We start from the raw sequence: 23,651 nt of genomic DNA on the forward strand, positions 1-23,651 counted from the left end.
CATACTCAAGAAGCCCGCACATGGCCCAGCCGTCCACCACCTACAAATTCGAACTGAACCTGACCGACCTCGACCGCGGGGTCTACGAAAGCGTCAAGCAGACCATCGCCCGCCACCCTTCGGAAACCGAAGAGCGCATGACCGTGCGCCTGTTGGCCTATGCCTTCTGGTACAACGAGCAGCTGTCGTTCGGGCGCGGCCTGTCGGATGTGGATGAGCCGGCGCTGTGGGAAAAGAGCCTGGATGACCGCGTGCTGCACTGGATCGAAGTCGGCCAGCCGGACGCCGAGCGCCTGACCTGGTGCTCGCGTCGTACCGAGCGCACCAGCCTCCTGGCCTACGGCAGCCTGCGGGTCTGGCAGACCCGGGTGGTGGACGCGGTGAAGAACCTGAAGAACCTCAACATCGCCGGTGTGCCCCAGGACGTGCTGGAGACCCTGGCCAAGGACATGCCACGGGTGATCAAGTGGGACGTGATGATCAGCGAAGGCACCATCTTCGTCACCGACGATCGCGGCCAGCATGAAGTGCAGTTGGAGTGGCTATTGGGCGATCGCGGCTAACAGACCGTTGAAAAACTATCTGCGTTGCCATCGCTGCGTTAAAAACAAGCTGGTGCGCCAGCCCGGTCAAAATGCTCATTTACCACTCGTGAACTGCGCTTTTTCGCCTGTTTTTGCCTTGCGCTGGCTGCCTTGTCTACGTTTTTCAACGGCCTGCTAAGCCTTCGTCCCCGTTCCTGATCGATCCACCGTATCCAAGAGAAGCTGTCGTTAGCCCATGCGTATCGAACCCCGTGAGTTGCCCGCCGTCCTGCCCTTTCTCGGCGACCTGCCGCCGTTGCTGACCCGTCTCTACGCCGCCCGAGGCGTGCAGACGGTGGATGAGCTGGACAAGAGCCTGGCACGGCTGATCCCGTTCCAGCAGCTCAAGGGCATCGACGCCGCGGTGGACCTGCTGGTGACCGCCCTGGACCTGCGCCAGCGCATCCTCATCGTCGGCGACTTCGACGCCGACGGCGCTACCGCCAGTACCGTCGGCTTGCTGGGCCTGCGCCTGCTGGGCGCGGCCCATGTCGACTACCTGGTGCCCAACCGCTTCGAGTACGGCTATGGCCTGACTCCGGAAATCGTCGCGGTGGCCCTGCAGCGCCAGCCGCAGTTGCTGATCACCGTGGACAACGGCATCTCCAGCGTCGACGGCGTGGCCGCAGCCAAGGCCGCGGGCTTGCAGGTATTGGTCACCGACCACCACTTGCCGGGCCCGGAGCTGCCAGTGGCGGACGCCATCGTCAACCCCAACCAGCCGGGCTGCGAGTTTCCCAGCAAGGCCCTGGCCGGGGTCGGGGTGATCTTCTATGTGCTGATGGCGCTGCGCGCGCGGCTGCGTAGCCTGGGCCGCTACGAGAGCCGGCCGCAGCCGAATATCGGCGAGCTGCTGGACCTGGTGGCCCTGGGCAGCGTGGCGGACGTAGTGCCGCTGGATGCCAACAACCGCATCCTGGTGCACCAGGGCCTGGAGCGGATTCGCGCCGGTCGCGCCCGGCCGGGGCTCAAGGCGATCCTGGAAGTGGCCAAGCGCGACCATTCGCGCATCACCTCCACCGACCTGGGGTTCATCCTCGGGCCTCGGCTGAACGCCGCCGGACGCTTGGACGACATGAGCCTGGGTATCGAGTGCCTGCTCAGCGACGATGCGTCGGCGGCGCGGGCCATGGCCGCCCAGCTCGATGAGCTGAACCAGGACCGCAAGTCCATCGAGCAGGGCATGCAGCGCGAAGCCCTGGCCCAGCTCAAGGAGCTGCCGGTGGAATCGATGCCGTTCGGCCTGTGCCTGTTCGATGCCGACTGGCACCAGGGTGTGATCGGGATCCTCGCCTCGCGCCTGAAGGAACGTTACCACCGGCCAACCATCGCTTTTGCCGACGCTGGCGACGGCATGCTCAAGGGCTCTGCACGTTCGGTGCCGGGGTTCCATATCCGTGATGCCCTGGACGCGGTGGCCGCCCGTCATCCACAACTGATCAGCAAGTTCGGTGGCCACGCCATGGCCGCCGGCCTGTCGCTGCCGGAGCAGAACTTCCCGGCCTTCGCCGAGGCTTTCGATGATGAAGTGCGGCGCCAGCTCAACGAGGAAGACCTCACCGGGCGCCTGCTCTCGGACGGCACCCTGGCCGTGGAGGAATTCCACCTGGAACTGGCCCGCGCCCTGCGCCACGCCGGACCCTGGGGCCAGCACTTCCCCGAGCCGATGTTCCATGGGGTGTTCGAGCTGGTGGAGCAGCGCATCGTCGGCGAACGCCACCTGAAGGTGGTGCTGCGCAGTGAATGCGGTTCGCTGAAGCTGGACGGCATCGCCTTCGGCATCGATCGCGAAGTCTGGCCCAACCCGACCATTCGCTGGGTGGAGCTGGCCTACAAGCTCGACCTCAACGAGTTCCGTGGCCAGGAAACCGTGCAACTGATGATCGCCCACATCGAGCCCCGCTGACGCACCTGTAGCCGCTGCCGAGCCTGCGACCGGTCGCACAAGCCCGCTGTGCGGTCATGCGCAGCCTGCGACAGTGGCTAGATGGAGCACTGCCTGGGGTTTTCGCTCGGCGAGCGATCAGGAACCCTGCTTCGGCCAATGTTGTCGACTAGTCTGTTAGGACTGTCTGATTGGCCTTGTGACGTTTTGTCCTTTTCTCTTCCCGCGGGGGCGGGCGCTTCAACTTCGCAGTCACTCGTCGACCGTTCAAACAGATCCCTGGAGCCTGACCACTGACCGAGAGGTGCCCCATGAGTCTGCTGCTTGAACCCTATACCCTGCGTCAACTGACCTTGATCAACCGCATTGCCGTGTCGCCCATGTGCCAGTACTCGTCGGTGGACGGGCTGGCCAATGACTGGCATCTGGTGCACCTGGGCAGCCGTGCCGTGGGCGGCGCCGGGCTGATCTTCACCGAGGCCACGGCGGTCACCGCCGACGGCCGGATCACCGCCCAGGACCTGGGGCTGTGGAACGACGACCAGATCGAACCCTTGCGCCGCATCACCCGTTTCATCAGTGCCCAGGGCGCCGTCGCCGGCATCCAGCTGGCCCACGCCGGGCGCAAGGCCAGCACCCACCGGCCCTGGCTCGGCAAGTCCGGCAGCGTCAAGCCCGAGGACGGGGGCTGGATGCCGGTAGGGCCGTCGCGGATTGCCTTCGACCCGCAGCACACGCCACCGGCGCCACTGGACGAGCAACAGATCGCCGACGTCGTCCAGGCCTTCGTCGCCGCTGCCAAGCGGGCCCTGGAGGCCGGCTTCAAGGTGGTGGAGGTGCACGCCGCCCACGGCTATCTGCTGCACCAGTTTCTTTCGCCCCTGAGCAACCAGCGCCAGGACCGCTACGGTGGTTCGTTCGAGAACCGCATCCGCCTGGTACTGGAGGTGACCGAGGCGGTGCGCCAGGTCTGGCCGCAGGAGCTGCCGCTGTTCGTGCGGGTCTCGGCCACCGATTGGGTGGAAGACGGCTGGAACCCCGACGAAACCGTGGAACTGGCCAGGCGCCTCAAGGACCTGGGAGTGGACCTGATCGACGTGTCGTCCGGCGGTACGGCGGCCAATGCCGAGATCCCCACCGGCCCCGGCTACCAGACGCGCTTCGCCGAGCGGGTGCGCAAGGAGTCGGGAATCGCCACCGGCACCGTGGGCATGATCACCGAGCCGGCCCAGGCCGAGCACATCCTGCGTACCTGCCAGGCGGACATCATCCTGCTGGCCCGGGAGCTGCTGCGCGATCCCTACTGGCCGCTGCATGCCGACGACGACCTGGGCGGGCGCAACGCCACCTGGCCGGCGCAGTACCAGCGGGCGACTCACAGGGACCAGCCGATCCATGAATCGGACCTGCGGGACTGACCGTTTGCAGGCAAGAAAAACCGGCCAGTCAAGGAGGTTGTAGAGGGCATTTCACCGGTAGAGCATCAAGGGTACTTGCGTTTCTCCGGGGCCGGCGGGAAGTACTGGTACAGCCAGGTCTCGCTCAGGGTGCGGTCGTTGGTGCGGATGAACAGCCGCAGTTCCACCGGGTCCACGCTGTCGTTGGTGGGGTACCAGTCGAAGAGGATGCGGTAGCCCTTGATCTCGTCCAGCACCAGTACGCTGAAGTCCTTGACCTGGCCGTTGGAGGCGGTGACCACCGGCTCGATGCCGGTGCCCGCCGGCAGGCGATCGAGGCCGCCGCCGGTGAAGTCCACGGCGAAGCGCCGCGCCCAGACAGGCGGATAGTGTTCGCCCGGAGCCCACCCCTCGACGAAGCCGCCCATGCCCGAACGGGTGGCGTGGACCCGCGCCAGGGGCGTGCCCACCGGCGGCAGGGCGCTCCAGTAGAGCTTGTAGCCGTAGTTCAGCGAGTCGCCGGCGGCCACCGGTTTCTTCGGCGTCCAGAAGGCCACGATGTTGTCCATGGTCTCGCCGGTGGTGGGGATCTCCAGCAGGTCGACGCTGCCCTCGCCCCAGGCGGTGGTGGGTTCGACCCACAGGCTCGGGCGACGGCTGTACCAGTCCACGGTGTCCTGGTAGCTGGCAAAGTCATGGTCGGTCTGCACCAGGCCGAAGCCTTTCGGGTCCTTGTCGGCGAAGGCGTTGAATTGCAGGATCGCCGGGTTGTTCAACGGCCGGCAGATCCATTCGCCGTTGCCGCGCCACATGGCCAGGCGGTCGGAGTCGTGGATCTGCGGGTGGATGGTGTCGCACATGCGGCGCTCGTGGGTGCCGCAGCTGAACATACTGGTCATCGGTGCGATGCCCAGTTGCTCGATGGCCGTACGTGCATTGACGTGGGCGTCGACTTCCATCACCACGCGCTCGGCCTGGCAGTCGATGTCGAAGCGATAGGCGCCGGTGGCGCTCGGCGAGTCCAGCAGGGCATAGACCACGAAGCGGGTGCTGTCCTTGTCCGGGGTCTCGAACCAGAACTGGGTGAAGTCGGGGAATTCCTCGCGATGCTTGGCGTAGGTATCGATGGCCAGGCCCCGGGCCGAGAGGCCGTACTGGCCGGTGGCGTCCACTGCGCGGAAGTAGCTGGCGCCGAGGAACGACACCACGTCGTGTTTATCCAGCTCCGGCGCCTTGAACAGCTTGAATCCGGCGAAACCCAGGTCGCCCTTGAGCTGCGCAGTGTCGACGCGGGTGTTCTGGTAGTTGAACAGCGGCGGACGGAAATGCACCTCCCGCGACAGGCGGGTCTTGGGATCCACGCTGTGCATGCGCACGGGTTGGCGAAAGCCCATGCCGACATGGAAGAACTGCACATCCAGCTGGCCGTTGAGCTCATTCCACAGCGAATGCTTGGCGTCGTACTGGATAGCGTTGAAGTCCTGCGGGGTCATCTGCGCCAAGGTCGGCGGCAGCACCTGCTTGGTGTCCACGTACTGCTTGGCGGCCAGTTGCCTGGCCTGGGCCTTGAGGCGCTCGAAGTCGAATGCCTGTGCCTCGCCATCGGCGGCGCCAGTGCCGGCCCAGGCCCGGGTAGCCAGCAGGCCGCTGGCCGACAGGCCGGTATAGGCCGCCAGGGCCATGGACGCTTTGAGGAGATTCCTACGATGCATGGTTAAGCCTTGTACAGGGAAAGATCCGCAGCCGTTCTTGGCCGCTCGGGGGATCGCGTGGATGAGGTCCGGCCAAGCCGTTGGCCGAACCCGTCTGACCTTAAACAGATGCTGCGTAGAATAATCGGTTCGCCCGGGGCAGAAAAATGATTAGCTTGTGTCCATAGGTAACGACTTAACCAGCCCTAGGAAATTGCCCCATGCTGCGCCTGCGACCACTTGTCGAAGACGATATCGCCCTGCTCAAGACCATCGACCGCGCCGAGCTCATCGACGAGTTTTACCGCCTGCAGGATGGGGGGCTGGTGCGTTATGCCCAGCATGAAGTGGTGACCGGGTGGCCAGCCGGGGAAGCCGAGCATGACGAAGTGATCTTGCAGCAGTGTTACCAGCGCGGTGGCTGGCTGCATGGGGCCTTCGACGACACGCGGCTGGTGGCGGCGGCGGTGGTGGATTGCCTGCCGATCGCCAACGCCGGGCTGGACCTGCGCCAGCTCAAGTTCTTGCATGTGAGCCAGGGCTGGCGCGGTCATGGCCTGGGCCGGCAGTTGTTCGCCCTGGCCCGGGAGCAGGCCCTGGCCATGGGCGGCCAGGGCCTGTACGTGTCGGCCACGCCGTCGCGGCATACGGTGGATTTCTACCAGGACCTGGGTTGCCAGTTGCTGGACGTCCCGGACCCGGAGCTGTTGCGCCTGGAGCCCGAGGACATTCACCTGTACCTGCGCCTGGCCTAGGCCTGGCGGGGTTTGCTCCAGTTCGGCCAGGCGCCGATGGTCACCGCGCGCAGCAGCCATTCGCAAGGGCCGTACTGGTGGTGGCGCAGCCACAGGGCACTGAGTTGCATCTGCACCAGGTAGATGGCGATCACCACCAGCGGCAAGGCCAGCGGTGGTAAATGGTTGACCAGCCCCAGCCCGTAACCGGTGAACAGCAGGCAGAGGATCACTGATTGCAGCAGGTAGTTGCTCAGGGACATGCGCCCCAGGGGCGCCAGGCGCCGGCACAGGCGCTGGCCCAGGGGGGAGTCGAAGGCCTTGAGCAGCAGCATGGCGTAGCTGGCCGAGAGCAGCGGCGCGGTCAACTGGCTGAGGCCATAGCCGATCAATTCCAGGCCACCACCGGGGGTATAGGCGGCCCAGTAGCCATAGAGCATGGCGCCGCCCAGGCCCAGGGGCAGGGTGCACGCCAGCAGCCATGGCAGCCGGGACGCAAAGCGATAGGGCGCCACCAGCAGTTCCTTGCGCCCGGCCACGTAGCCCAGCAGGAACATCGCCAGGGTGCTGGGCCCTTGCAGCAGCCACAGGGCCGAGGTGGTTTCCAGCAGGTGCGAAGCGTTGTAGGCCAGGGTCTCCAGCGCAGTGCCACCCAAGGCCAGGTCCTTGAGCAGCGATTCGCCGTCGGCCTTGCCGGTGTAGAGGCCGATTTCCAGCAGTGCGGCCCCCAGCAGCAGGAACATCAGCGTGCTGGCGATGACCAGCAGCAGCGCCAGTACCGCCGCCCACTTGGCCGATAGCCCGCGCAGCGCCAGCAGGATCAACCCGAGCAAGGCATACAGCGAGAGGATCTCGCCATAGAACAGCAGCGCGCCGTGCACCAGGCCGATGACCAGCAGGGCCAGTTGCCGGCGCAACATGCGCGGCACGAAGGACGCCCCCGAACGTTCGGCGGAGCTCATCTGCAAGGTGAAGCTGTAGCCGAACAGGAAGGAGAACAGCAGGTAGAACTTGGCCTCGAAGAAGACCGACACCAGCCAGCGCACCAGGTGATCGAGGGCGCTGGAGTAGGCCGGGTTGCTGGTCGGCGAAGCGTAGTAGGGGTCGGCGAAGGACCAGATGTTCACCGCCAGGATGCCCAGCAGGGCGAACCCACGCAGGGCGTCCACATGTTGCAGGCGGGTCGGTGCCATGCTCTGGGGGTGGGCCATGTTCAATCTCCCTGCAGCAGGTGTAGGGCCAGTTGCCTCAAGACCGGAGCCTGGGCCTGCGGCGAGAACTGCGGGTCGACGGCAATGCGGGTGAACAGCCCGTCGATCAGCGCGGCCAGCCAGGTGGCGGCCTGCTCGGGGCACAGTTGAGGCCGGGTCAGGCCTTGTGCGCTGGCCTGGCGTACCAGCGCCGCCAGGCCGTCGCGCAGCACCAGGTCGTTGTGCCGTGCGTGCCATGCGATGTTCAGGTCGCGATGGCTGAGGGCGGCGATTTCCAGGGCCAGGCCGGTGTAGTGCGGATCTTCGGCCAGCTGGCAGACATGCTGGAGAAATCCCAGCAGGGCCGAGAGCGGTGCCTGTTCCAGCAGCAGCTGGTCCATGGCCTGCTGGATTTCCTGGCCTTCACGGGTGATCAACGCCAATAGCAGCGCTTGCTTGCTGGGAAAGTAGTGAAACAGGTTGCCGGCACTCATATCGGCCCGCAGGCAGATGTCCGCGGTGCGGGTAGCGGCATAGCCGCTTTCGGCGAAACAGCGGGCGGCGGCATCGAGCAGGGCGTTGCACCGGGCTTCGCGTTGCGCAAGGTTGGCAGGACGCATCCAATGGCCTTTTAGTTAATTGAGTAGTCACTCAATTAACTCAGGCACGCAGGATCCGGGCAATGCAATTCTTGTTAAAAAGCGTCAATGAGGGTCGACACCGGCATCGGCCTGATCCCGGTTTCGAAGTCGTTCAGCCTTGCTGCCGCACCGGTTCCGGCAGGCACTGGACTGGCTGCTTGGGCAGTTGGCCCTGGCTGGTGCTCCAGGTCAGGGGCGAGAGGCTGGGCAGGTAGTCGCGTTGCAGCGCGTGCTGGTAGCAGGCCACGGCCCGGTCCGGGTCCTTGGTGCCCCAGCGTCCGCTGGCCAGTGCGCTGCCGAGGGTGTTGTAGAGCACGCCTGCATCCAGCTTGCGCAGTGCCTGCATGACCACCGCTTCGGCCTTGACCGGGTCCTGGCAGCCTTCTTCCGGGCCATTGGCGTGCGGGTCGCAGTAGTACATGGACAGCATCAAGGCGGCCTCGGCGTCGCTCTGGGCGTAGGGCAGCAGCAACTCCTCCGGCTCCCCTGGCTTGAGTTCCGGGGCCATGCCCGAGTATCCCAGGCTCACCGCTTGTACTGCGGCATTGGCCGAACCGTGGCGGGCGGCATCCAGCAAGATGCGCTGGCCCAGTTCGAAGAAATAAGTGGTCAGCGGATACTGCTCGCGGGCACCGTAGTCCAGGAACAGCTCGGCCTTGCGTACCTGGCGCTGGACCTCGGTCTCGCCGGGCGTTGCCTTCTGGTCCAGCAGGTCGCCCATGGACCATTGCTCCACCCGGACCAGTTGCCAGCAGCTGTCCTTCTCGAACACGAAGGCCTGGACCACATCGCCCTGGGCGTCGTGCACGACCAGGGTTTCGCCTTCCCAGAAGGTTTGCAGGCCGCTCCAGGCCTGGGCCTGGGGGGCGAGCAGGGTCAGTTGCGGACGCTCGGCGCCTTCGCGCTTGTGTCGGGTGGTGATTGCCCGGCCCCGTTCGTCATAGACCACGCGTTGCTCGACCATGGGCGAGCGGCTGAACGCTTGCTGCAGCTCGGGGCTGCTGGCAAAGGCCTGGGCGAAAGTCGGCAGGTCCGCGGATGGGCACGCCACCGGTTCGGCACGAAGGCCTTGGGCAGCGCAGGCGAGCACCAGGCCCAGGGCGGCCAGGCTGTATTTGTGCTCAAGCATGGGCCAGCTCCAGGCGCTCGAAGCGTTGGCACAGCCTTTGGGTCAGCCAGATGGCCAGCAGCGGTGGCACTGAGCTCAGGAAGCAGTAGACGTAGCCGCGTACCGGGTTCTCGGGAAACAGCGCCCAGATATTGAACAGCACCAGGGCGGCCACCAGGCCCAGCTTGAACTTCCGGCCGGGCAGCAAGGCCAGCAGGGCGCTGACCAGGATCAGCAGGAAGAACGAGAATTGCGCCATCGGCTCCACCACCGCCGGGTTGACCAGCTTGCGGTACAACGGGATGCCCCAGGCATGGGCCAGGTAGAACAGCAGTACCGGCAGCGAGTGGACCGCCAGGCCGAGGCCGATGCGTACGACCTGGTCGCGGTTGCCCTGGTCGTGGTTCAGGCGGCGGGCTCGCTGGCGGTCCAGCGAGGTCTTGATGGGGGTATGACGAGACATGGCACGTCCTTACTGCCGGAGGTGTCTGGGAGGGCCGCTCAAGGGCACCAAAGGTTCATGGCGGCGGATAGTGCCGTAACTCCAGGCGCTAATCCAGCGCGGCTAAGCGCTGCTGGCAAGAGCTGGCGTACGCAACATCCAGAAGCATTATCGCCCCCTGGACCCGGGCACTTCTCTCTAGGCTTGCAACCTTAGGTGTCGACGTGCACTCGTTTTTCTTGGGAGGTGGCAGATGAATACCCGTGGCTTGCTCGACCAACTCTTGAAGTCGGGCCAGGAGCTTTTGCAGAACAAGGCGGGGGCGACCCCGCAAGCCAAGCCCCAGGGCGATCCGGTGGGCCTCGGCGCCTTGCTTGGCGGCAAGACCGGCAACCTGGGTGGCTTGCTTTCCGGGGCTGGTGGCGGTGCGCTGGCCGCTGGGGCCATGGGCTTGTTGCTGGGCAACAAGAAGGCCCGCAACTTCGGCGGCAAGGCGCTGGCCTATGGTGGCCTGGCCGCGCTCGGGGTGCTGGCCTACAAGGCCTACGGCAACTGGCAGGCGCAACAGGCTGGCGCACCGGGCAATGAGCCGCAGACCCTCGATCGCCTGCCGGCGCAGCAAGCCGAACAGCACAGCCAGGCGATCCTCAAGGCCCTGGTGGCGGCGGCCAAGGCCGATGGCCATGTGGATGAGCGCGAGCGGACGCTGATCGAAGGCGAGTTCAGCAAGCTGGACGACGATCCGCAGTTGCAGCGCTGGCTGCACGCTGAGCTGAACAAACCCCTGGACCCGGCGGATGTGGCCCGGGCCGCCAGTACTCCGGAAATGGCCGCCGAGATGTACCTGGCCAGCCTGCTGTTGGTGGATGACCAGCACTTCATGGAAAAGGCCTACCTGGAGGAGCTGGCGCGCCAACTGCAGTTGGCACCGGGGCTCAAGGCCGAGCTGGAGCGACAGGCACACCAAGGCGTGGCCTGAGGCAGCAAGCGGCCAGGGATGGCGGTTCTGCCTGGGGAATTTGCCGAAATGCCCGATCAGGGCGGATGGGGCTGCGCAATACCGCTATCCAGAGCGGCTGAACCCATTGAGCAAAAGTCCTGCCTGTGTCGTTAAACCACCCATAAAACCCGGATCGTCCTCGGCTATACTCCCCCCATTTTTGAATGGGTTCGAGGGCTGGCTGTGAAGAACTGGACGTTGCGCCAACGCATTTTGGCGAGCTTTGCGGTGATCATCACCATCATGCTGCTGATGGTCGTCGTCTCGTACTCGCGGCTGTTGAAGATCGAGGCCGGAGAGGAGCGCATGCGTTCCGATGCCATCCCGGGGGTCTATTTCAGTTCGATGATCCGTGGCTCGTGGGTCGACAACTACCTGCGCACCCAGGCCATCCTCGGCTTGAACCAGAGCAAGGGCGTCACCGCCCAGGACGATGCCGACTACAAGGCTTTCGAGCAGCGCCTGCAGCAGTACATGGCCGGCTACAAGGACAGCATTCGTAGCGAGAGCGACCTGAAGGAGTTCAACGATTTCGAGAACTACCACCAGAGCCTGCTCAATATCCTGGCCACGATCCTGGACCTGCATCGGCGCAACCAGACCGCTGAAGCCATCCGCCTGTTCAATGAACAAATGACCCCCACCTGGGTTGCCGGCCGGATGAAGCTCAACGACATCATCGAAGAGAACAAGGGCGTGGCCGATTCGGCCGCCGCGCAGATCGATGACGCGGTGCTTGCCGCCAAGGTCAGCATGGGGGTTTCGCTGCTGGTGGCGATCCTGGCGGCCGGCCTGTGCGGCCTGTTGCTGATGCGGGCGATCATGTCGCCGATGAACCGTATCGTCGACATTCTGGAAATCATGCGCACCGGCGACTTGAGCGGTCGCTTGAACCTGGAGCGCAAGGACGAATTCGGCGCGGTGGAAACCGGCTTCAACGACATGATGAGCGAACTTGCGACCCTGGTATCCCAGGCCCAGCGCTCGTCGGTGCAGGTCACCACCTCGGTGACCGAGATCGCCGCCACGTCCAAGCAGCAACAAGCCACGGCCACCGAGACCGCAGCAACTACCACCGAGATCGGCGCCACCTCGCGGGAAATCGCCGCCACCTCGCGGGACCTGGTGCGCACCATGACCGAAGTCTCCAGCGCCGCCGACCAGGCCTCGGTGCTCGCCGGCTCGGGCCAGCAGGGGCTGGCACGGATGGAAGACACCATGCACTCGGTGATGGGCGCGGCGGACCTGGTGAATGCCAAGCTGGCGATCCTCAACGAGAAGGCCGGCAACATCAACCAAGTGGTGGTGACCATCGCCAAGGTCGCCGACCAGACCAACTTGCTGTCGCTCAACGCCGCTATCGAAGCGGAGAAGGCCGGCGAGTACGGACGCGGTTTTGCCGTGGTGGCCACGGAAGTGCGGCGCCTGGCGGACCAGACGGCGGTCGCGACCTATGACATCGAGCAGATGGTTCGCGAGATCCAGTCGGCGGTGTCGGCGGGTGTCATGGGCATGGACAAGTTCTCCGAAGAGGTCCGGCGCGGCATGGCCGAAGTGCAGCAGGTGGGCGAGCAGCTGTCGCAGATCATCCACCAGGTCCAGGCCCTGGCGCCGCGGGTGCTGATGGTCAACGAGGGCATGCAGGCCCAGGCCACAGGCGCCGAGCAGATCAACCACGCACTGGTGCAGTTGGGCGATGCCAGCAGCCAGACCGTCGAGTCCCTGCGCCAGGCCAGCTTCGCCATCGATGAGCTGAGCCAGGTGGCCGTGGGCCTGCGTGGCGGCGTTTCGCGTTTCAAAGTCTGATGGACGAGCTCGCGCACAAGCGCCATGGCGCTGCCGGGGCCAAGAGCGTCTTGTTCCTGGTCTTTCGCATCGGTGACGAGCGTTATGCGCTGCGCGCCGTGGACGTAGTGGAGGTGTTGCCGCGCCTGCAGCTCAAGCCCATTGCCCAGGCCCCGGCCTGGGTGGCGGGGGTCTTCGCCTATCGTGGCGTGGTGGTCCCGGTCGTCGATCTGTGCCAGCTGACCTTCGACCGTCCGGCACAGCAGCGCACCAGCACGCGGTTGGTGCTGGTGCACTATCACGGCGATGCCGGGCAGCCGGCCCGGGTGCTGGGGCTGTTGCTGGAGCAGGCCAACGACACCCTGCGCTGCGATCCGGCGCGGTTCCAGCCCTATGGCCTGGACAACTCCCAGGCGCCCTACCTGGGGCCGGTGCTGGAGGATGAGCAGGGCCTGTTGCAGTGGGTACGGGTCGACGACCTGCTGGGCGCGCCGGTCCGCGACTTGCTGTTTCCCAATCCGCCGCTGGATCCGGCCGCGCTCGAGGAGCTTCGATGAGCGGCGAACAACGGTTCTTCGATTTCCTCAAGGAACGCATCGGCCTGGATGTCGCCTCCGTGGGGCCGGCGATCATCGAGCGGGCGCTGCGCCAGCGCTGCAACGCCTTGTATATCCATGGCAGCGACGAGTATTGGCAGCGGTTGCAGGGCTCGCGGGAAGAGCAGCAGGCCCTGATCGAGGCGGTGATCGTTCCCGAGACCTGGTTCTTCCGTTACCCGGAATCCTTCTCCACCCTGGTCAAGCTGGCCACCGCGCGCCTGGCCCAACTCAAGGGCATGCGTGCCCTGCGCCTGTTGAGCCTGCCCTGTTCCACCGGCGAGGAGCCCTATTCGATCGCCATGGCCCTGCTGGACGGCGGCCTGGCGCCCCATCAGTTCAAGGTCGATGGCCTGGACGTCAGTCCGTTGTCGGTGGAGCGCGCCAGGAGCGCGGTCTACGGCAAGAACTCCTTCCGTGGCCAGGACATCGGCTTTCGTGAGCGGCATTTCGTCGCCGAGGACGAGCGCTATCGCCTGAGCGAGAGGGTGCGCGAGCAGGTGCGCCTGCAAGTGGGCAACGTGATGGAGCCAGGGTTGCTGGCCGCCGAGCCGGCCTTCGACTTCGTCTTTTGCCGCAACCTGCTGATCTATTTCGACCAGCCGACCCAGCGTCAGGTGTTCGAGGTGCTCAAGCGCCTCACCCACGAGGAGGGCGTGCTGTTCATCGGACCGGCCGAGGGCAGCCTGCTGGGGCGCCTGGGCATGCGCTCGATCGGCATTCCCCAGTCCTTCGCCTTCAGGCGCCACAACGAACCCGAGCCGGTACCGGTGCTGGCGCAACCCATGCCGCCGCCACTGCCGATTCCGTCTCGCAATATCGTGCCGCCGGCGCCGCGCCAGCGCCCTTTCGCCAGCCGCCTGGCGTCCTTGCCGGCGGTGGAGCCCGCGCGGCCCGCCAGCGATGCCGCCAGCCTGTTGGCCAGCATCGCCACGCTGGCCAACGAGGGCAAAAGCGCCGAGGCCCGCGCCGCTTGCGAGCGCTATCTGCGCGAGCATGAGCCGGCGGCCCAGGTGTTCTACTGGCTGGGCCTGCTCAGCGATGTTTCCGGCAACGCCATGGAGGCCCAGGGTTTCTATCGCAAGGCCTTGTACCTGGAGCCGCAGCACCCCGAGGCCCTGGCCCACCTGGCGGCGTTGCTGGCCTCCCAGGGCGATGCGGCTGGCGCCCAACGCTTGCAGGATCGCGCGGCCCGTAGCTCGCGCACCGCCGACAGTGAGTTGAAACGATGAGCCATCCCTATTCATTGGACGTGACCCGTGAAGATGCGCAGGCCATCGATGACTGCTGGAACCGCATCGGCATCCATGGCGACAAGTCCTGCCCTCTGCTGGCCGAGCACATCCATTGCCGCAACTGTTCGGTGTATTCGGCTGCCGCCACGCGCCTGCTGGACCGTTATTCGTTGCGCCAGCAGGACCGTGAGCGCTCGGTGGCCGAGGAAACCGACAGCGATGTGGCCAGCCGCTCGCTGCTGATGTTCCGTCTTGGCGAGGAATGGCTGGGGTTGCCTACCCGCTGTCTGTTGGAAGTGGCGCCGCAACAGGCGATCCATTCCCTGCCGCACCAGCGTTCACGAGCCTTGCTGGGGGTGGCCAATGTCCGCGGGGCGTTGGTGGCCTGCCTGTCGTTGACCGAGTTGCTGGGGCTCGACAGCACGCCGGCGATAGCCTCCAGTGCCCGGGTGATGCCGCGGATGCTGATCATCGGTGCCGAAGGCGGCCCGGTGGTGGTGCCGGTGGACGAGGTGCATGGCATCCATGCCATCGAGGAACGCATCCTCGACAACGCTTCGGCGTCCGGTGACCAGGCCAATGCCAAATACACCCGTGGCGTGTTGCAATGGCAAGGACGCAGCTTGCGCTTGCTGGATGAAGAGCAATTGCTCTCGGCCGTCACCCGGAGCCTGACATGACCCCCGATCAAATGCGCGACGCCTCGCTGCTGGAGCTGTTCAGCCTGGAAGCCGAGGCCCAGACCCAGGTGCTCAGCGCCGGGTTGCTGGCCCTGGAGCGCAACCCGACCCAGGCCGACCAGCTGGAGGCCTGCATGCGTGCGGCCCACTCCCTCAAGGGCGCGGCCCGGATCGTCGGGATCGATGCCGGTGTCAGCGTCGCCCATGTCATGGAGGATTGCCTGGTCAGTGCCCAGGAAGGGCGCCTTTATCTGCAACCCGAGCACATCGACGCCTTGCTCCAGGGCACCGACCTGTTGATGCGCGTCGCCACTCCAGGCGGTGCCGAGCTGGTGGCCCCGGATATCCAGGCCTATGTGGCGCTGATGGAGCGCTTGTTGACCCAGGGGCCTGGCGCGCCACAGCTGGCAGCGCCAGGCGTGCCGGCGCCTGTTGCTGCTGGCCTGCCGGACCTGTTGCTCGAGCCCAGGCTGCAGATGCCGGAGCCTGCGCCGACGCTGGCCGACCTCGAGCATGAAGCGCAGGCGCCTGACGAGCCAGCCCAGGAACCAGTCCCGGGCCTGCGCCGTGGCCGACGGGTCACCGATGGCGGTGAGCGGGTACTGCGGGTCACCGCCGAACGGCTCAACAGCCTGCTGGATCTGTCCAGCAAATCCCTGGTGGAAACCCAGCGGCTCAAGCCGTACCTGGCCACCATGCAGCGTCTCAAGCGGATCCAGAACAACAGCCTGGCGGCCCTGGAGAACCTCAACCTGCATCTGAAGGAGCATGCCCTGGGCCTTGAGGCCCAGGAGGCCCTGGCGGATGCGCGGCGGTTGCTAGCCGAGTCCCAGCAGCTGCTGGCGGAAAAGACCGCCGAGCTCGATGAGTTCGGCTGGCAGGCGAGCCAGCGCGCCCAGGTGCTCTACGACACGGCCCTGGCCTGCCGGATGCGGCCCTTCGCCGATGTGCTGGGCGGCCAGGCCCGCATGGTCCGGGACTTGGGGCGCAGCCTGGGCAAGCAGGTGCGCCTGGAGATCGAGGGTGAAAAGACCCAGGTCGACCGCGACGTGCTGGAAAAGCTCGAGGCACCGCTGACCCATCTGTTGCGCAATGCCGTCGACCACGGCATCGAACTGCCCGAGCAGCGCTTGCTGGCGGGCAAGCCGGCCGAGGGGGTGATTCGCCTGCGGGCCTCGCACCAGGCCGGGTTGCTGGTGCTGGAGTTGAGCGACGACGGGCATGGCGTGGACCTGGAGCGCTTGCGCCTGAGCATCGTCGAGCGTCATCTATCACCGGCCGAGACTGCCGCCCAGCTCAGCGAGGAGGAGTTGCTGACGTTCCTGTTCCTGCCGGGTTTCAGCCTGCGGGACAAGGTCACGGAGGTTTCCGGCCGGGGCGTCGGCCTGGATGCGGTGCAGCACATGGTGCGCCAGCTGCGTGGGGCGGTGGTGCTGGAGCAGGTCAGCGGCCAAGGCAGTCGCTTCCACCTTGAGGTGCCGTTGACCCTGTCGGTGGTGCGCAGCCTGGTGGTGGAGGTGGGGGGCGAAGCCTATGCCTTCCCGCTGGCCCATATCGAGCGCATGCGCGACCTGGAGCCGGAGGACATCGTCCAGGTGGAGGGGCGCCAGCATTTCTGGCACGAGGGCCGGCATGTCGGCCTGGTGGCCGCCAGCCAGCTGTTGCAGCGGCCGGCGACCCAGGATGGCGCGGCTACCTTGAAGGTGGTGGTGATCCGCGAGCGCGAGGCGGTGTACGGCATCGCCGTGGAGCGCTTCATCGGCGAGCGGACCCTGGTGGTGCTGCCGCTGGACGAGCGCCTGGGCAAGATCCAGGACATTTCCGCCGGTGCCCTGCTGGATGACGGCCGGGTGGCGTTGATCGTCGATGTCGAGGACATGCTGCGCTCGGTGGACAAGCTGCTCGACACCGGTCGCCTGGAGCGCATCGCCCGGCATCACCAGCAACATGCCCAGGCCGCGCGCAAGCGGATCCTGGTGGTCGACGACTCGCTGACGGTGCGCGAACTGCAGCGCAAGCTGCTGATCAATCGCGGCTACGACGTGGCCGTGGCCGTGGACGGCATGGACGGCTGGAATGCCCTGCGCTCGGAAAGCTTCGACCTGCTGATCACCGACATCGACATGCCGCGCATGGATGGGATCGAACTGGTCACGCTGCTGCGTCGCGACAATCGCCTGCAGTCGTTGCCGGTGATGGTGGTGTCCTACAAGGATCGTGAGGAAGACCGGCGCCGTGGACTGGATGCCGGTGCCGACTATTATCTAGCCAAGGCCAGTTTCCATGACGACGCCCTGCTGGATGCGGTGGTGGAACTGATTGGAGGAGCGCGGGCGTGAAGATAGCGATAGTCAATGACATGCCCATGGCGGTGGAGGCGCTGCGCCGGGCGCTGGCCTTCGACCCCAGCCATGAGGTGGTCTGGGTCGCCACCAACGGGGCGGAAGCGGTGCAGTACTGCGCCGAGCTGACCCCGGACCTGATCCTGATGGACCTGATCATGCCGGTGATGGACGGGGTCGAGGCCACGCGGCGGATCATGGCCGAGTCGCCCTGCGCCATCGTCATTGTCACCGTCGACCGCCAGCAGAACGTGCACCGGGTGTTCGAGGCCATGGGCCACGGCGCCCTGGATGTGGTCGACACGCCGGCGGTGGGGGCGGGCAACGCCCAGGAGGCGGCGGCGCCGTTGCTGCGCAAGATCCTCAATATTGGCTGGCTGATCGGCCAGAGTGGCAGTCGCGTGCGTTCCGCGCCGCAACCCCTGCGCAACGGTGCGGCGCGCCGCAGCCTGGTGGCCATCGGTTCCTCGGCCGGCGGGCCGGCAGCCCTGGAAGTGTTGCTCAAGGGCTTGCCAAAGGACTTTCCCGCCGCCATCGTGCTGGTCCAGCATGTCGACCAGGTGTTCGCCGCGGGCATGGCCGAGTGGCTCAGCAGTGCATCGGGGTTGCCAGTGCGCCTGGCCCGGGAAGGGGAACCGCCACAAAGCGGCACGGTGCTGCTGGCGGGCACCAACCATCACATCCGCCTGTTGAAGAACGGCACGCTGGCCTATACCGCCGAGCCGGTGAACGAGATATACCGACCCTCCATCGACGTATTTTTTGAAAGTGTCGCCAGTTATTGGAATGGCGATGCGGTGGGCGTGTTGCTGACGGGCATGGGCCGAGATGGCGCCCAGGGCTTGAAGCTGATGCGCGATCAGGGTTATCTGACCATCGCTCAGGACCAGAACAGCAGCGCGGTGTATGGCATGCCCAAGGCGGCCGCTGCCATCGGCGCCGCCGCAGAGATTCGCCCACTGGACAAGATCGCTCCACGTTTGCTGGAGATATTCGCCAAATGACTGATAAACGCAGCTGTCCTGGCCAGGTAGCACTTCAGGTGACAACCCATGAATGATTTACAGCTCGACGAATTCAAGACCGACGAAAACGCCGCCATGGTGTTGCTGGTGGACGACCAGGCCATGATCGGCGAGGCGGTTCGGCGTGGGTTGGCGAATGAGGAAAACATCGACTTCCACTTCTGCGCCGATCCACACCAGGCCATTGCCCAGGCGATTCGCATCAAGCCCACGGTGATCCTCCAGGACCTGGTGATGCCGGGCCTGGACGGCCTGACCCTGGTGCGCGAGTACCGCAACCACCCGGCGACCCAGAACATCCCGATCATCGTCCTGTCCACCAAGGAAGACCCGCTGATCAAGAGCGCGGCCTTCGCCGCCGGGGCCAACGACTACCTGGTCAAGCTGCCGGACAACATCGAGCTGGTGGCACGCATCCGCTATCACTCGCGTTCCTACATGACCCTGTTGCAGCGGGACGCCGCTTACCGGGCGCTACGGGTCAGCCAGCAACAGCTGCTGGACACCAACCTGGTGCTGCAGCGGCTGATGAACTCCGACGGCCTGACCGGGCTGTCCAACCGTCGGCACTTCGACGAGTACCTGGAGCTGGAATGGCGCCGGGCCATGCGTGAGCAGACCCAGCTGTCGCTGCTGATGATCGACGTCGACTACTTCAAGACCTACAACGATACCTTCGGCCACCTGGAGGGCGACGAAGCCCTGCGCAAGGTGGCCGCGGCGATCCGCGAGGCCAGCAGCCGGCCATCCGACCTGCCGGCGCGCTACGGCGGCGAGGAGTTCGTGCTGGTGCTGCCCAATACCTCGCCGGGTGGTGCGCGCCTGGTGGCCGAGAAGCTGCGCCAGACCGTCGAGGCCTTGAAAATCCCCCATATCGCGCCGGTGGAAGGGGCCAGCCTGACCATCAGCATCGGCCTGTCGACCATGACTCCGCAGCCCAACAGCCATTGCCGGCAGCTGATCTCGGCGGCGGACAAGGGCCTCTATCTGGCCAAGAACAATGGGCGCAATCAGGTGGGGATCGAGTAACCGCTTCAGTTGCCGGGCTGTTGGTCCCTGGGTACTTCGATAAAGGTATCGGGGAGCAGGTAATAGCAATGGCGCGAGGTTTGCGAGCAGGTCAGCAGCACGGCTTCGACTCTGTACTGGGCATGGGTGTTGAGTTTTCCAGCGCTGAACAGATTGTCGATCAGGTTGCTGGCGGCGATGGGATAGTCACCGAAGGCGTAGCGCCAGTGGCTGTTTCTGTGGGCGTTGACCCAGGTGGCGCTGAACTGCGCCTGCAGCCATAGGGTTTGCGTGCCCACGGTGTTTTCCATGGCGCGGGTGCGGTAGTAGATCCACCACCAGAGAAATACCGCCAAAGGCACGGCCAGGGCCCAGGCCAGCAGCGGGTGGATGAACAAGCCGAGGCCCAGCAGCGGTATGGCGGCGAACAGGCTGAGGATGAAGTACACCACTGCCCGTGAGCCCCTCGGGTTGCGCCTTTCCCGGGCGAGGATATGGCGGATCTCTGAATCAGTGAGGGTTCTTTCCATGGAGGGGCGCTGGCGGTTTCTGCTGGTAGTGGGAAACAGGGAATGAAGCCTGAGCCAGAATTATAGAGCTCCCGATATGCCGGTTGGCGTGGCTATTCGTTGTTAAAGCCGCCAAGCGGGCTGCCGCCATTCGGTGATTCCGTTATAATCGCCGGCTTTCAAAAGTTCGCCAACGAGTGCTGCCATCCATGGAAATCAACCCGATCCTGAATACCATCAAGGACCTGACCGAGCGTTCCCAGTCCATTCGGGGGTATCTTTGACTACGATCAAAAGCATGACCGCCTGATCGAAGTCAACCGCGAGCTGGAAGACCCCAACGTCTGGAACAAGCCCGAGTACGCCCAGGCACTGGGGCGCGAGCGCTCCATGCTGGCACAGGTCGTCGAGACCCTGGACAAGCTGTCCGGTGGCCTCGCGGACTGCAAGGACTTGCTCGACATGGCCGTCGAAGAGAATGACGAAGGCGCCGTTAGCGACGTCGAGACCGAGCTGCAGGGCCTGGAAGAAGCCCTGGCCCAGCTTGAGTTCCGTCGCATGTTCAGTGGCGAGATGGACATGAACAACGCCTACCTGGACATCCAGGCCGGCTCCGGTGGCACCGAGGCCCAGGACTGGGCCAACATCCTGCTGCGCATGTACCTGCGCTGGGCCGACAAGCGCGGTTTCGACGCCACCATCATGGAACTGTCCGAGGGTGACGTCGCCGGCATCAAGGGCGCCACCGTGCACATCAAGGGCGAGTACGCCTTCGGCTGGCTGCGTACCGAGATCGGCGTGCACCGCCTGGTGCGCAAGAGCCCGTTCGACTCCGGCGCCCGTCGCCATACTTCGTTCTCGGCGGTATTCGTCTCGCCCGAGATCGACGACAAGGTCGAGATCGAGATCAACCCGTCCGACCTGCGCATCGATACCTATCGCTCCTCCGGCGCCGGCGGCCAGCACGTGAACACCACCGACTCGGCGGTGCGGATCACCCACGTGCCGACCAACACCGTGGTCAGCTGCCAGAACGAACGTTCCCAGCACGCCAACAAGGACACCGCCATGAAGATGCTGCGGGCCAAGTTGTACGAGCAGGAAATGCAGAAGCGCAACGCCGCCTCGCAGGCCTTGGAAGACACCAAGTCGGACATCGGCTGGGGCCACCAGATCCGTTCCTACGTACTGGATGACTCGCGCATCAAGGACCTGCGCACCGGCGTCGAGCGCAGCGACTGCCAGAAGGTCCTGGACGGCGACCTCGACCAATACCTGGAAGCGAGCCTCAAGCAGGGGCTGTAAACCGCACACCACCGCCGCGATACCGGCCATTGCCGGTATCGCGTGCCCTGCCCGACAGGGGCAATGAACACCTGATGGAAAGAATGACGACATGAGCGACCTCAAGACCGAAGCGCAAGACCTGCAACAGGAAGAAAACGCCCTGATCGCCCTGCGCAAGGAAAAACTTGCCGCAGAGCGTGCCAAAGGCAATGCCTTCCCCAACGACTTCCGTCGCGACAGCTACTGCAACGATCTGCAGAAACAGTACGCGGACAAGACCAAGGAAGAGCTGGAAGCAGCGGCGATCCCGGTCAAGGTGGCAGGTCGCATCATGCTCAACCGTGGCTCGTTCATGGTGATCCAGGACATGACCGGCCGCATCCAGGTCTACGTCAACCGCAAGACCCTGGCGGAAGAAACCCTGGCCGCGGTGAAGACCTGGGACCTGGGCGACATCATCAGCGCCGAAGGCACCCTGGCCCGTTCCGGCAAGGGCGACCTGTACGTCGAGATGACCAACGTGCGCCTGCTGACCAAGTCGCTGCGCCCGCTGCCGGACAAGCACCATGGCCTGACCGACACCGAGCAGCGCTACCGCCAGCGCTACGTCGACCTGATGGTCAACGAGGAAACCCGCCACACCTTCCGCGTGCGCTCCCAGGTCATCGCCCACATCCGTAGCTTCCTGGCCAAGCGCGACTTCCTCGAAGTCGAGACGCCGATGCTGCAGACCATCCCTGGCGGCGCGGCGGCCAAGCCGTTCGAAACCCACCACAACGCCCTGGACATGGCCATGTTCCTGCGTATCGCGCCGGAGCTGTACCTCAAGCGCCTGGTTGTCGGCGGGTTTGAGAAAGTGTTCGAGATCAACCGCAACTTCCGTAACGAAGGCGTCTCGACTCGTCACAACCCTGAATTCACCATGCTCGAGTTCTACCAGGCCTACGCTGACTACAACGACAACATGGACCTCACCGAGGAACTGTTCCGCGAGCTGGCGCAGCTGGTCCTGGGCAGCACCGACGTGCCGTACGGCGACAAGGTGTTCCACTTCGGCGAGCCGTTCGTACGCCTGTCGGTGTTCGACTCGATCCTCAAGTACAACCCGGAGCTGACCGCCGCCGACCTGCAGGATGTCGACCGCGCCCGCGAGATCGCCAAGAAGGCTGGCGCCAAGGTGCTGGGCCATGAAGGCCTGGGCAAGCTGCAGGTGATGATTTTCGAGGAGCTGGTGGAGCACAAGCTGGAGCAGCCGCACTTCATCACCGAGTACCCGTTCGAAGTTTCGCCACTGGCCCGTCGCAACGACGACAACCCGGCCGTGACCGACCGCTTCGAGCTGTTCATCGGTGGTCGCGAGATCGCCAACGCCTATTCCGAGCTCAACGATGCCGAGGACCAGGCCGAGCGCTTCCTGGCCCAGGTGGCCGAGAAGGACGCCGGTGACGACGAAGCCATGCACTACGACGCCGACTTCGTGCGGGCCCTGGAATACGGCATGCCGCCGACCGCCGGTGAAGGCATCGGCATCGACCGCCTGGTGATGCTGCTGACCAACTCGCCGTCGATCCGCGACGTGATCCTGTTCCCGCACATGCGGCCCCAGGCCTGACATGTCGTGAATGAGAAGCCGCCTTCACCAGGCGGCTTTTTATTGTCTGGGTGGAACTGACGTACCGCTTCTGATTCCGTGTGACTGATAAGAGGAATACCTGTCGTGAACCGCGCAATTGCTCAAGAGGGTGCAGCTGGCATCGCCACCGCGGTGGCTGAAAGCGTTCAGTACCAGGGCCGCAAGGCCAGTCGCCAGGGCAGTGAACAGCGCCGACAGGAGATTCTCGATGCCGCCATGCGCATCGTCGTACGTGATGGCGTGCGGGCCGTGCGCCATCGCGCGGTAGCCGCCGAGGCCGGTGTGCCGCTATCGGCCACCACCTACTATTTCAAGGATATCGATGACCTGCTCACCGATACCTTCGCCCAATATGTCGAACGCAGCGCGGCGTTCATGGCCAAGCTGTGGACCAACAATGAAGGGCTGCTGCGGGAAATGGTCGCCTATGGCGACGGCAGCCCGGCGTGTCGTTCGCAACTGGCTGACGATATCGCGCGGATGACCGCCGACTACGTGCAGCGCCAGCTCAGCACCCGGCGCGAGCACCTGATGGCCGAGCAGGCGTTCCGCCAGGAGGCGCTGCTCAATCCGCGCCTGGCGCAGTTGGTGCGTTCGCACCAGCAGATCCTGCTGCAGGGCACTTGCCAGTTCTTCCAGGTCCTGGGATCGCGGGAGCCACAGCAAGATGCCAAGGTGTTGACGTCTATAATCGGCCGAATGGAGTATCAGGGCCTGCTCAACGATGCCGAGCCTCTGGCCGACGAGGAAATGCTCGGCATCCTGACCCGCTACATGCACCTGGTGCTGGCCTCTGTATGAGGTAGCGGCCCGGCCGGGAACGGATCAACCGGGCACCAGGTCAATTCAGGAGCGACGAGCTCTTCGTCGCAGCGGTAC

The 23,651-nt window shown here is 65.1% G+C and carries 21 protein-coding genes; 15 read left to right on the forward strand and 6 right to left on the reverse strand.

What is annotated here, in order from left to right; genetic code table 11:
* Positions 1-20 precede the first annotated feature (20 nt).
* The 3 genes from GDH07_RS03915 to GDH07_RS03925 all read left to right on the forward strand — a co-directional run bounded on the left by GDH07_RS03915 (position 21) and on the right by GDH07_RS03925 (position 3,887).
* Complete coding sequence (locus tag GDH07_RS03915) at positions 21-563, forward strand: YaeQ family protein (protein ID WP_022642523.1); 543 nt, start codon at positions 21-23, stop codon at positions 561-563.
* A 217-nt stretch (positions 564-780) separates the two neighbouring features.
* Positions 781-2,490, forward strand: a complete 1,710-nt coding sequence (gene recJ / locus GDH07_RS03920; protein WP_152896726.1) for a single-stranded-DNA-specific exonuclease RecJ — start codon at positions 781-783, stop codon at positions 2,488-2,490.
* Between the two features lie 290 nt (positions 2,491-2,780).
* Positions 2,781-3,887: an NADH:flavin oxidoreductase/NADH oxidase gene (locus tag GDH07_RS03925; RefSeq protein WP_152896727.1), complete on the forward strand. Its 1,107-nt coding sequence runs from the start codon at positions 2,781-2,783 to the stop codon at positions 3,885-3,887.
* Between the two features lie 65 nt (positions 3,888-3,952).
* Here GDH07_RS03925 and GDH07_RS03930 read toward each other — a convergent pair whose 3' ends face one another.
* Entirely contained in the window at positions 3,953-5,578 is a 1,626-nt protein-coding gene (locus tag GDH07_RS03930; protein ID WP_152896728.1) for a glucan biosynthesis protein D, read from the reverse strand.
* A gap of 200 nt (positions 5,579-5,778) precedes the next feature.
* On the opposite strand from GDH07_RS03930, the gene GDH07_RS03935 reads away from it, so the two are divergent.
* A complete protein-coding gene (locus tag GDH07_RS03935; protein WP_152896729.1) occupies positions 5,779-6,312 on the forward strand; it encodes a GNAT family N-acetyltransferase in 534 nt (177 codons plus the stop codon).
* On the opposite strand, the gene GDH07_RS03940 is transcribed toward GDH07_RS03935, so the two are convergent.
* From GDH07_RS03940 to GDH07_RS03955, 4 genes are all read right to left on the reverse strand, one after another.
* Entirely contained in the window at positions 6,309-7,502 is a 1,194-nt protein-coding gene (locus GDH07_RS03940; RefSeq protein WP_152896730.1) for a DUF418 domain-containing protein, read from the reverse strand. The genes GDH07_RS03935 and GDH07_RS03940 overlap by 4 nt on opposite strands.
* Positions 7,503-7,504: 2 nt before the next feature.
* Positions 7,505-8,101, reverse strand: coding sequence for a TetR/AcrR family transcriptional regulator (locus GDH07_RS03945; RefSeq protein WP_152896731.1), 597 nt, complete (start codon positions 8,099-8,101; stop codon positions 7,505-7,507).
* 133 nt (positions 8,102-8,234) lie between these two features.
* Positions 8,235-9,251, reverse strand: a complete 1,017-nt coding sequence (locus GDH07_RS03950) for a hypothetical protein (RefSeq protein WP_152896732.1) — start codon at positions 9,249-9,251, stop codon at positions 8,235-8,237.
* Positions 9,244-9,693 carry a hypothetical protein gene (locus GDH07_RS03955; protein WP_246195899.1) on the reverse strand — a complete coding sequence of 150 codons (450 nt, stop codon included), beginning with the start codon at positions 9,691-9,693 and terminating at the stop codon, positions 9,244-9,246. Before GDH07_RS03955 ends, GDH07_RS03950 begins: the two co-directional genes overlap by 8 nt.
* Positions 9,694-9,925: 232 nt before the next feature.
* Between GDH07_RS03955 and GDH07_RS03960 the strand changes: the two genes are divergently transcribed.
* The 8 genes from GDH07_RS03960 to GDH07_RS03995 all read left to right on the forward strand — a co-directional run bounded on the left by GDH07_RS03960 (position 9,926) and on the right by GDH07_RS03995 (position 19,364).
* Entirely contained in the window at positions 9,926-10,651 is a 726-nt protein-coding gene (locus tag GDH07_RS03960; protein WP_152896733.1) for a tellurite resistance TerB family protein, read from the forward strand.
* Between the two features lie 264 nt (positions 10,652-10,915).
* Positions 10,916-12,478, forward strand: coding sequence for a methyl-accepting chemotaxis protein (locus GDH07_RS03965; protein WP_246195927.1), 1,563 nt, complete (start codon positions 10,916-10,918; stop codon positions 12,476-12,478).
* Positions 12,478-13,014: a chemotaxis protein CheW gene (locus GDH07_RS03970; RefSeq protein ID WP_152896734.1), complete on the forward strand. Its 537-nt coding sequence runs from the start codon at positions 12,478-12,480 to the stop codon at positions 13,012-13,014. Before GDH07_RS03965 ends, GDH07_RS03970 begins: the two co-directional genes overlap by 1 nt.
* Positions 13,011-14,285, forward strand: coding sequence for a CheR family methyltransferase (locus tag GDH07_RS03975; RefSeq protein WP_152896735.1), 1,275 nt, complete (start codon positions 13,011-13,013; stop codon positions 14,283-14,285). The genes GDH07_RS03970 and GDH07_RS03975 overlap by 4 nt, the downstream gene beginning before the upstream one ends.
* Positions 14,282-14,968, forward strand: a complete 687-nt coding sequence (locus GDH07_RS03980) for a chemotaxis protein CheW (protein WP_053134408.1) — start codon at positions 14,282-14,284, stop codon at positions 14,966-14,968. Before GDH07_RS03975 ends, GDH07_RS03980 begins: the two co-directional genes overlap by 4 nt.
* The gene (locus tag GDH07_RS03985) at positions 14,965-17,307 is read left to right on the forward strand and encodes a hybrid sensor histidine kinase/response regulator (protein WP_152896736.1); all 2,343 of its coding nucleotides are present in this window, start codon (positions 14,965-14,967) and stop codon (positions 17,305-17,307) included. Before GDH07_RS03980 ends, GDH07_RS03985 begins: the two co-directional genes overlap by 4 nt.
* The gene (gene cheB / locus GDH07_RS03990; RefSeq protein WP_031320963.1) at positions 17,304-18,314 is read left to right on the forward strand and encodes a chemotaxis response regulator protein-glutamate methylesterase; all 1,011 of its coding nucleotides are present in this window, start codon (positions 17,304-17,306) and stop codon (positions 18,312-18,314) included. Before GDH07_RS03985 ends, cheB begins: the two co-directional genes overlap by 4 nt.
* Positions 18,315-18,362: 48 nt before the next feature.
* The gene (locus GDH07_RS03995) at positions 18,363-19,364 is read left to right on the forward strand and encodes a response regulator (RefSeq protein ID WP_053134414.1); all 1,002 of its coding nucleotides are present in this window, start codon (positions 18,363-18,365) and stop codon (positions 19,362-19,364) included.
* A gap of 5 nt (positions 19,365-19,369) precedes the next feature.
* Here GDH07_RS03995 and GDH07_RS04000 read toward each other — a convergent pair whose 3' ends face one another.
* On the reverse strand, positions 19,370-19,873 hold the full coding sequence (locus tag GDH07_RS04000) for a hypothetical protein (protein ID WP_152896737.1): 504 nt from the start codon (positions 19,871-19,873) through the stop codon (positions 19,370-19,372).
* A gap of 188 nt (positions 19,874-20,061) precedes the next feature.
* On the opposite strand from GDH07_RS04000, the gene prfB reads away from it, so the two are divergent.
* The 3 genes from prfB to GDH07_RS04015 all read left to right on the forward strand — a co-directional run bounded on the left by prfB (position 20,062) and on the right by GDH07_RS04015 (position 23,573).
* Positions 20,062-21,157 (forward strand): peptide chain release factor 2 gene (gene prfB / locus GDH07_RS04005; protein WP_103324112.1). Its coding sequence is split into 2 segments (ribosomal slippage): positions 20,062-20,133 and positions 20,135-21,157, totalling 1,095 coding nucleotides; the frame shifts between segments, so codons are not numbered across the junction.
* 91 nt (positions 21,158-21,248) lie between these two features.
* Positions 21,249-22,751 (forward strand): lysine--tRNA ligase, encoded by a 1,503-nt coding sequence (gene lysS, locus GDH07_RS04010; RefSeq protein ID WP_022642542.1) that lies wholly within the window; start codon positions 21,249-21,251, stop codon positions 22,749-22,751.
* Between the two features lie 105 nt (positions 22,752-22,856).
* Entirely contained in the window at positions 22,857-23,573 is a 717-nt protein-coding gene (locus GDH07_RS04015) for a TetR/AcrR family transcriptional regulator (protein WP_022642543.1), read from the forward strand.
* Positions 23,574-23,651 lie beyond the last annotated feature (78 nt).

Source organism: Pseudomonas piscis (genome assembly GCF_009380155.1).
GTDB classification, from domain to species: domain Bacteria; phylum Pseudomonadota; class Gammaproteobacteria; order Pseudomonadales; family Pseudomonadaceae; genus Aquipseudomonas; species Aquipseudomonas piscis.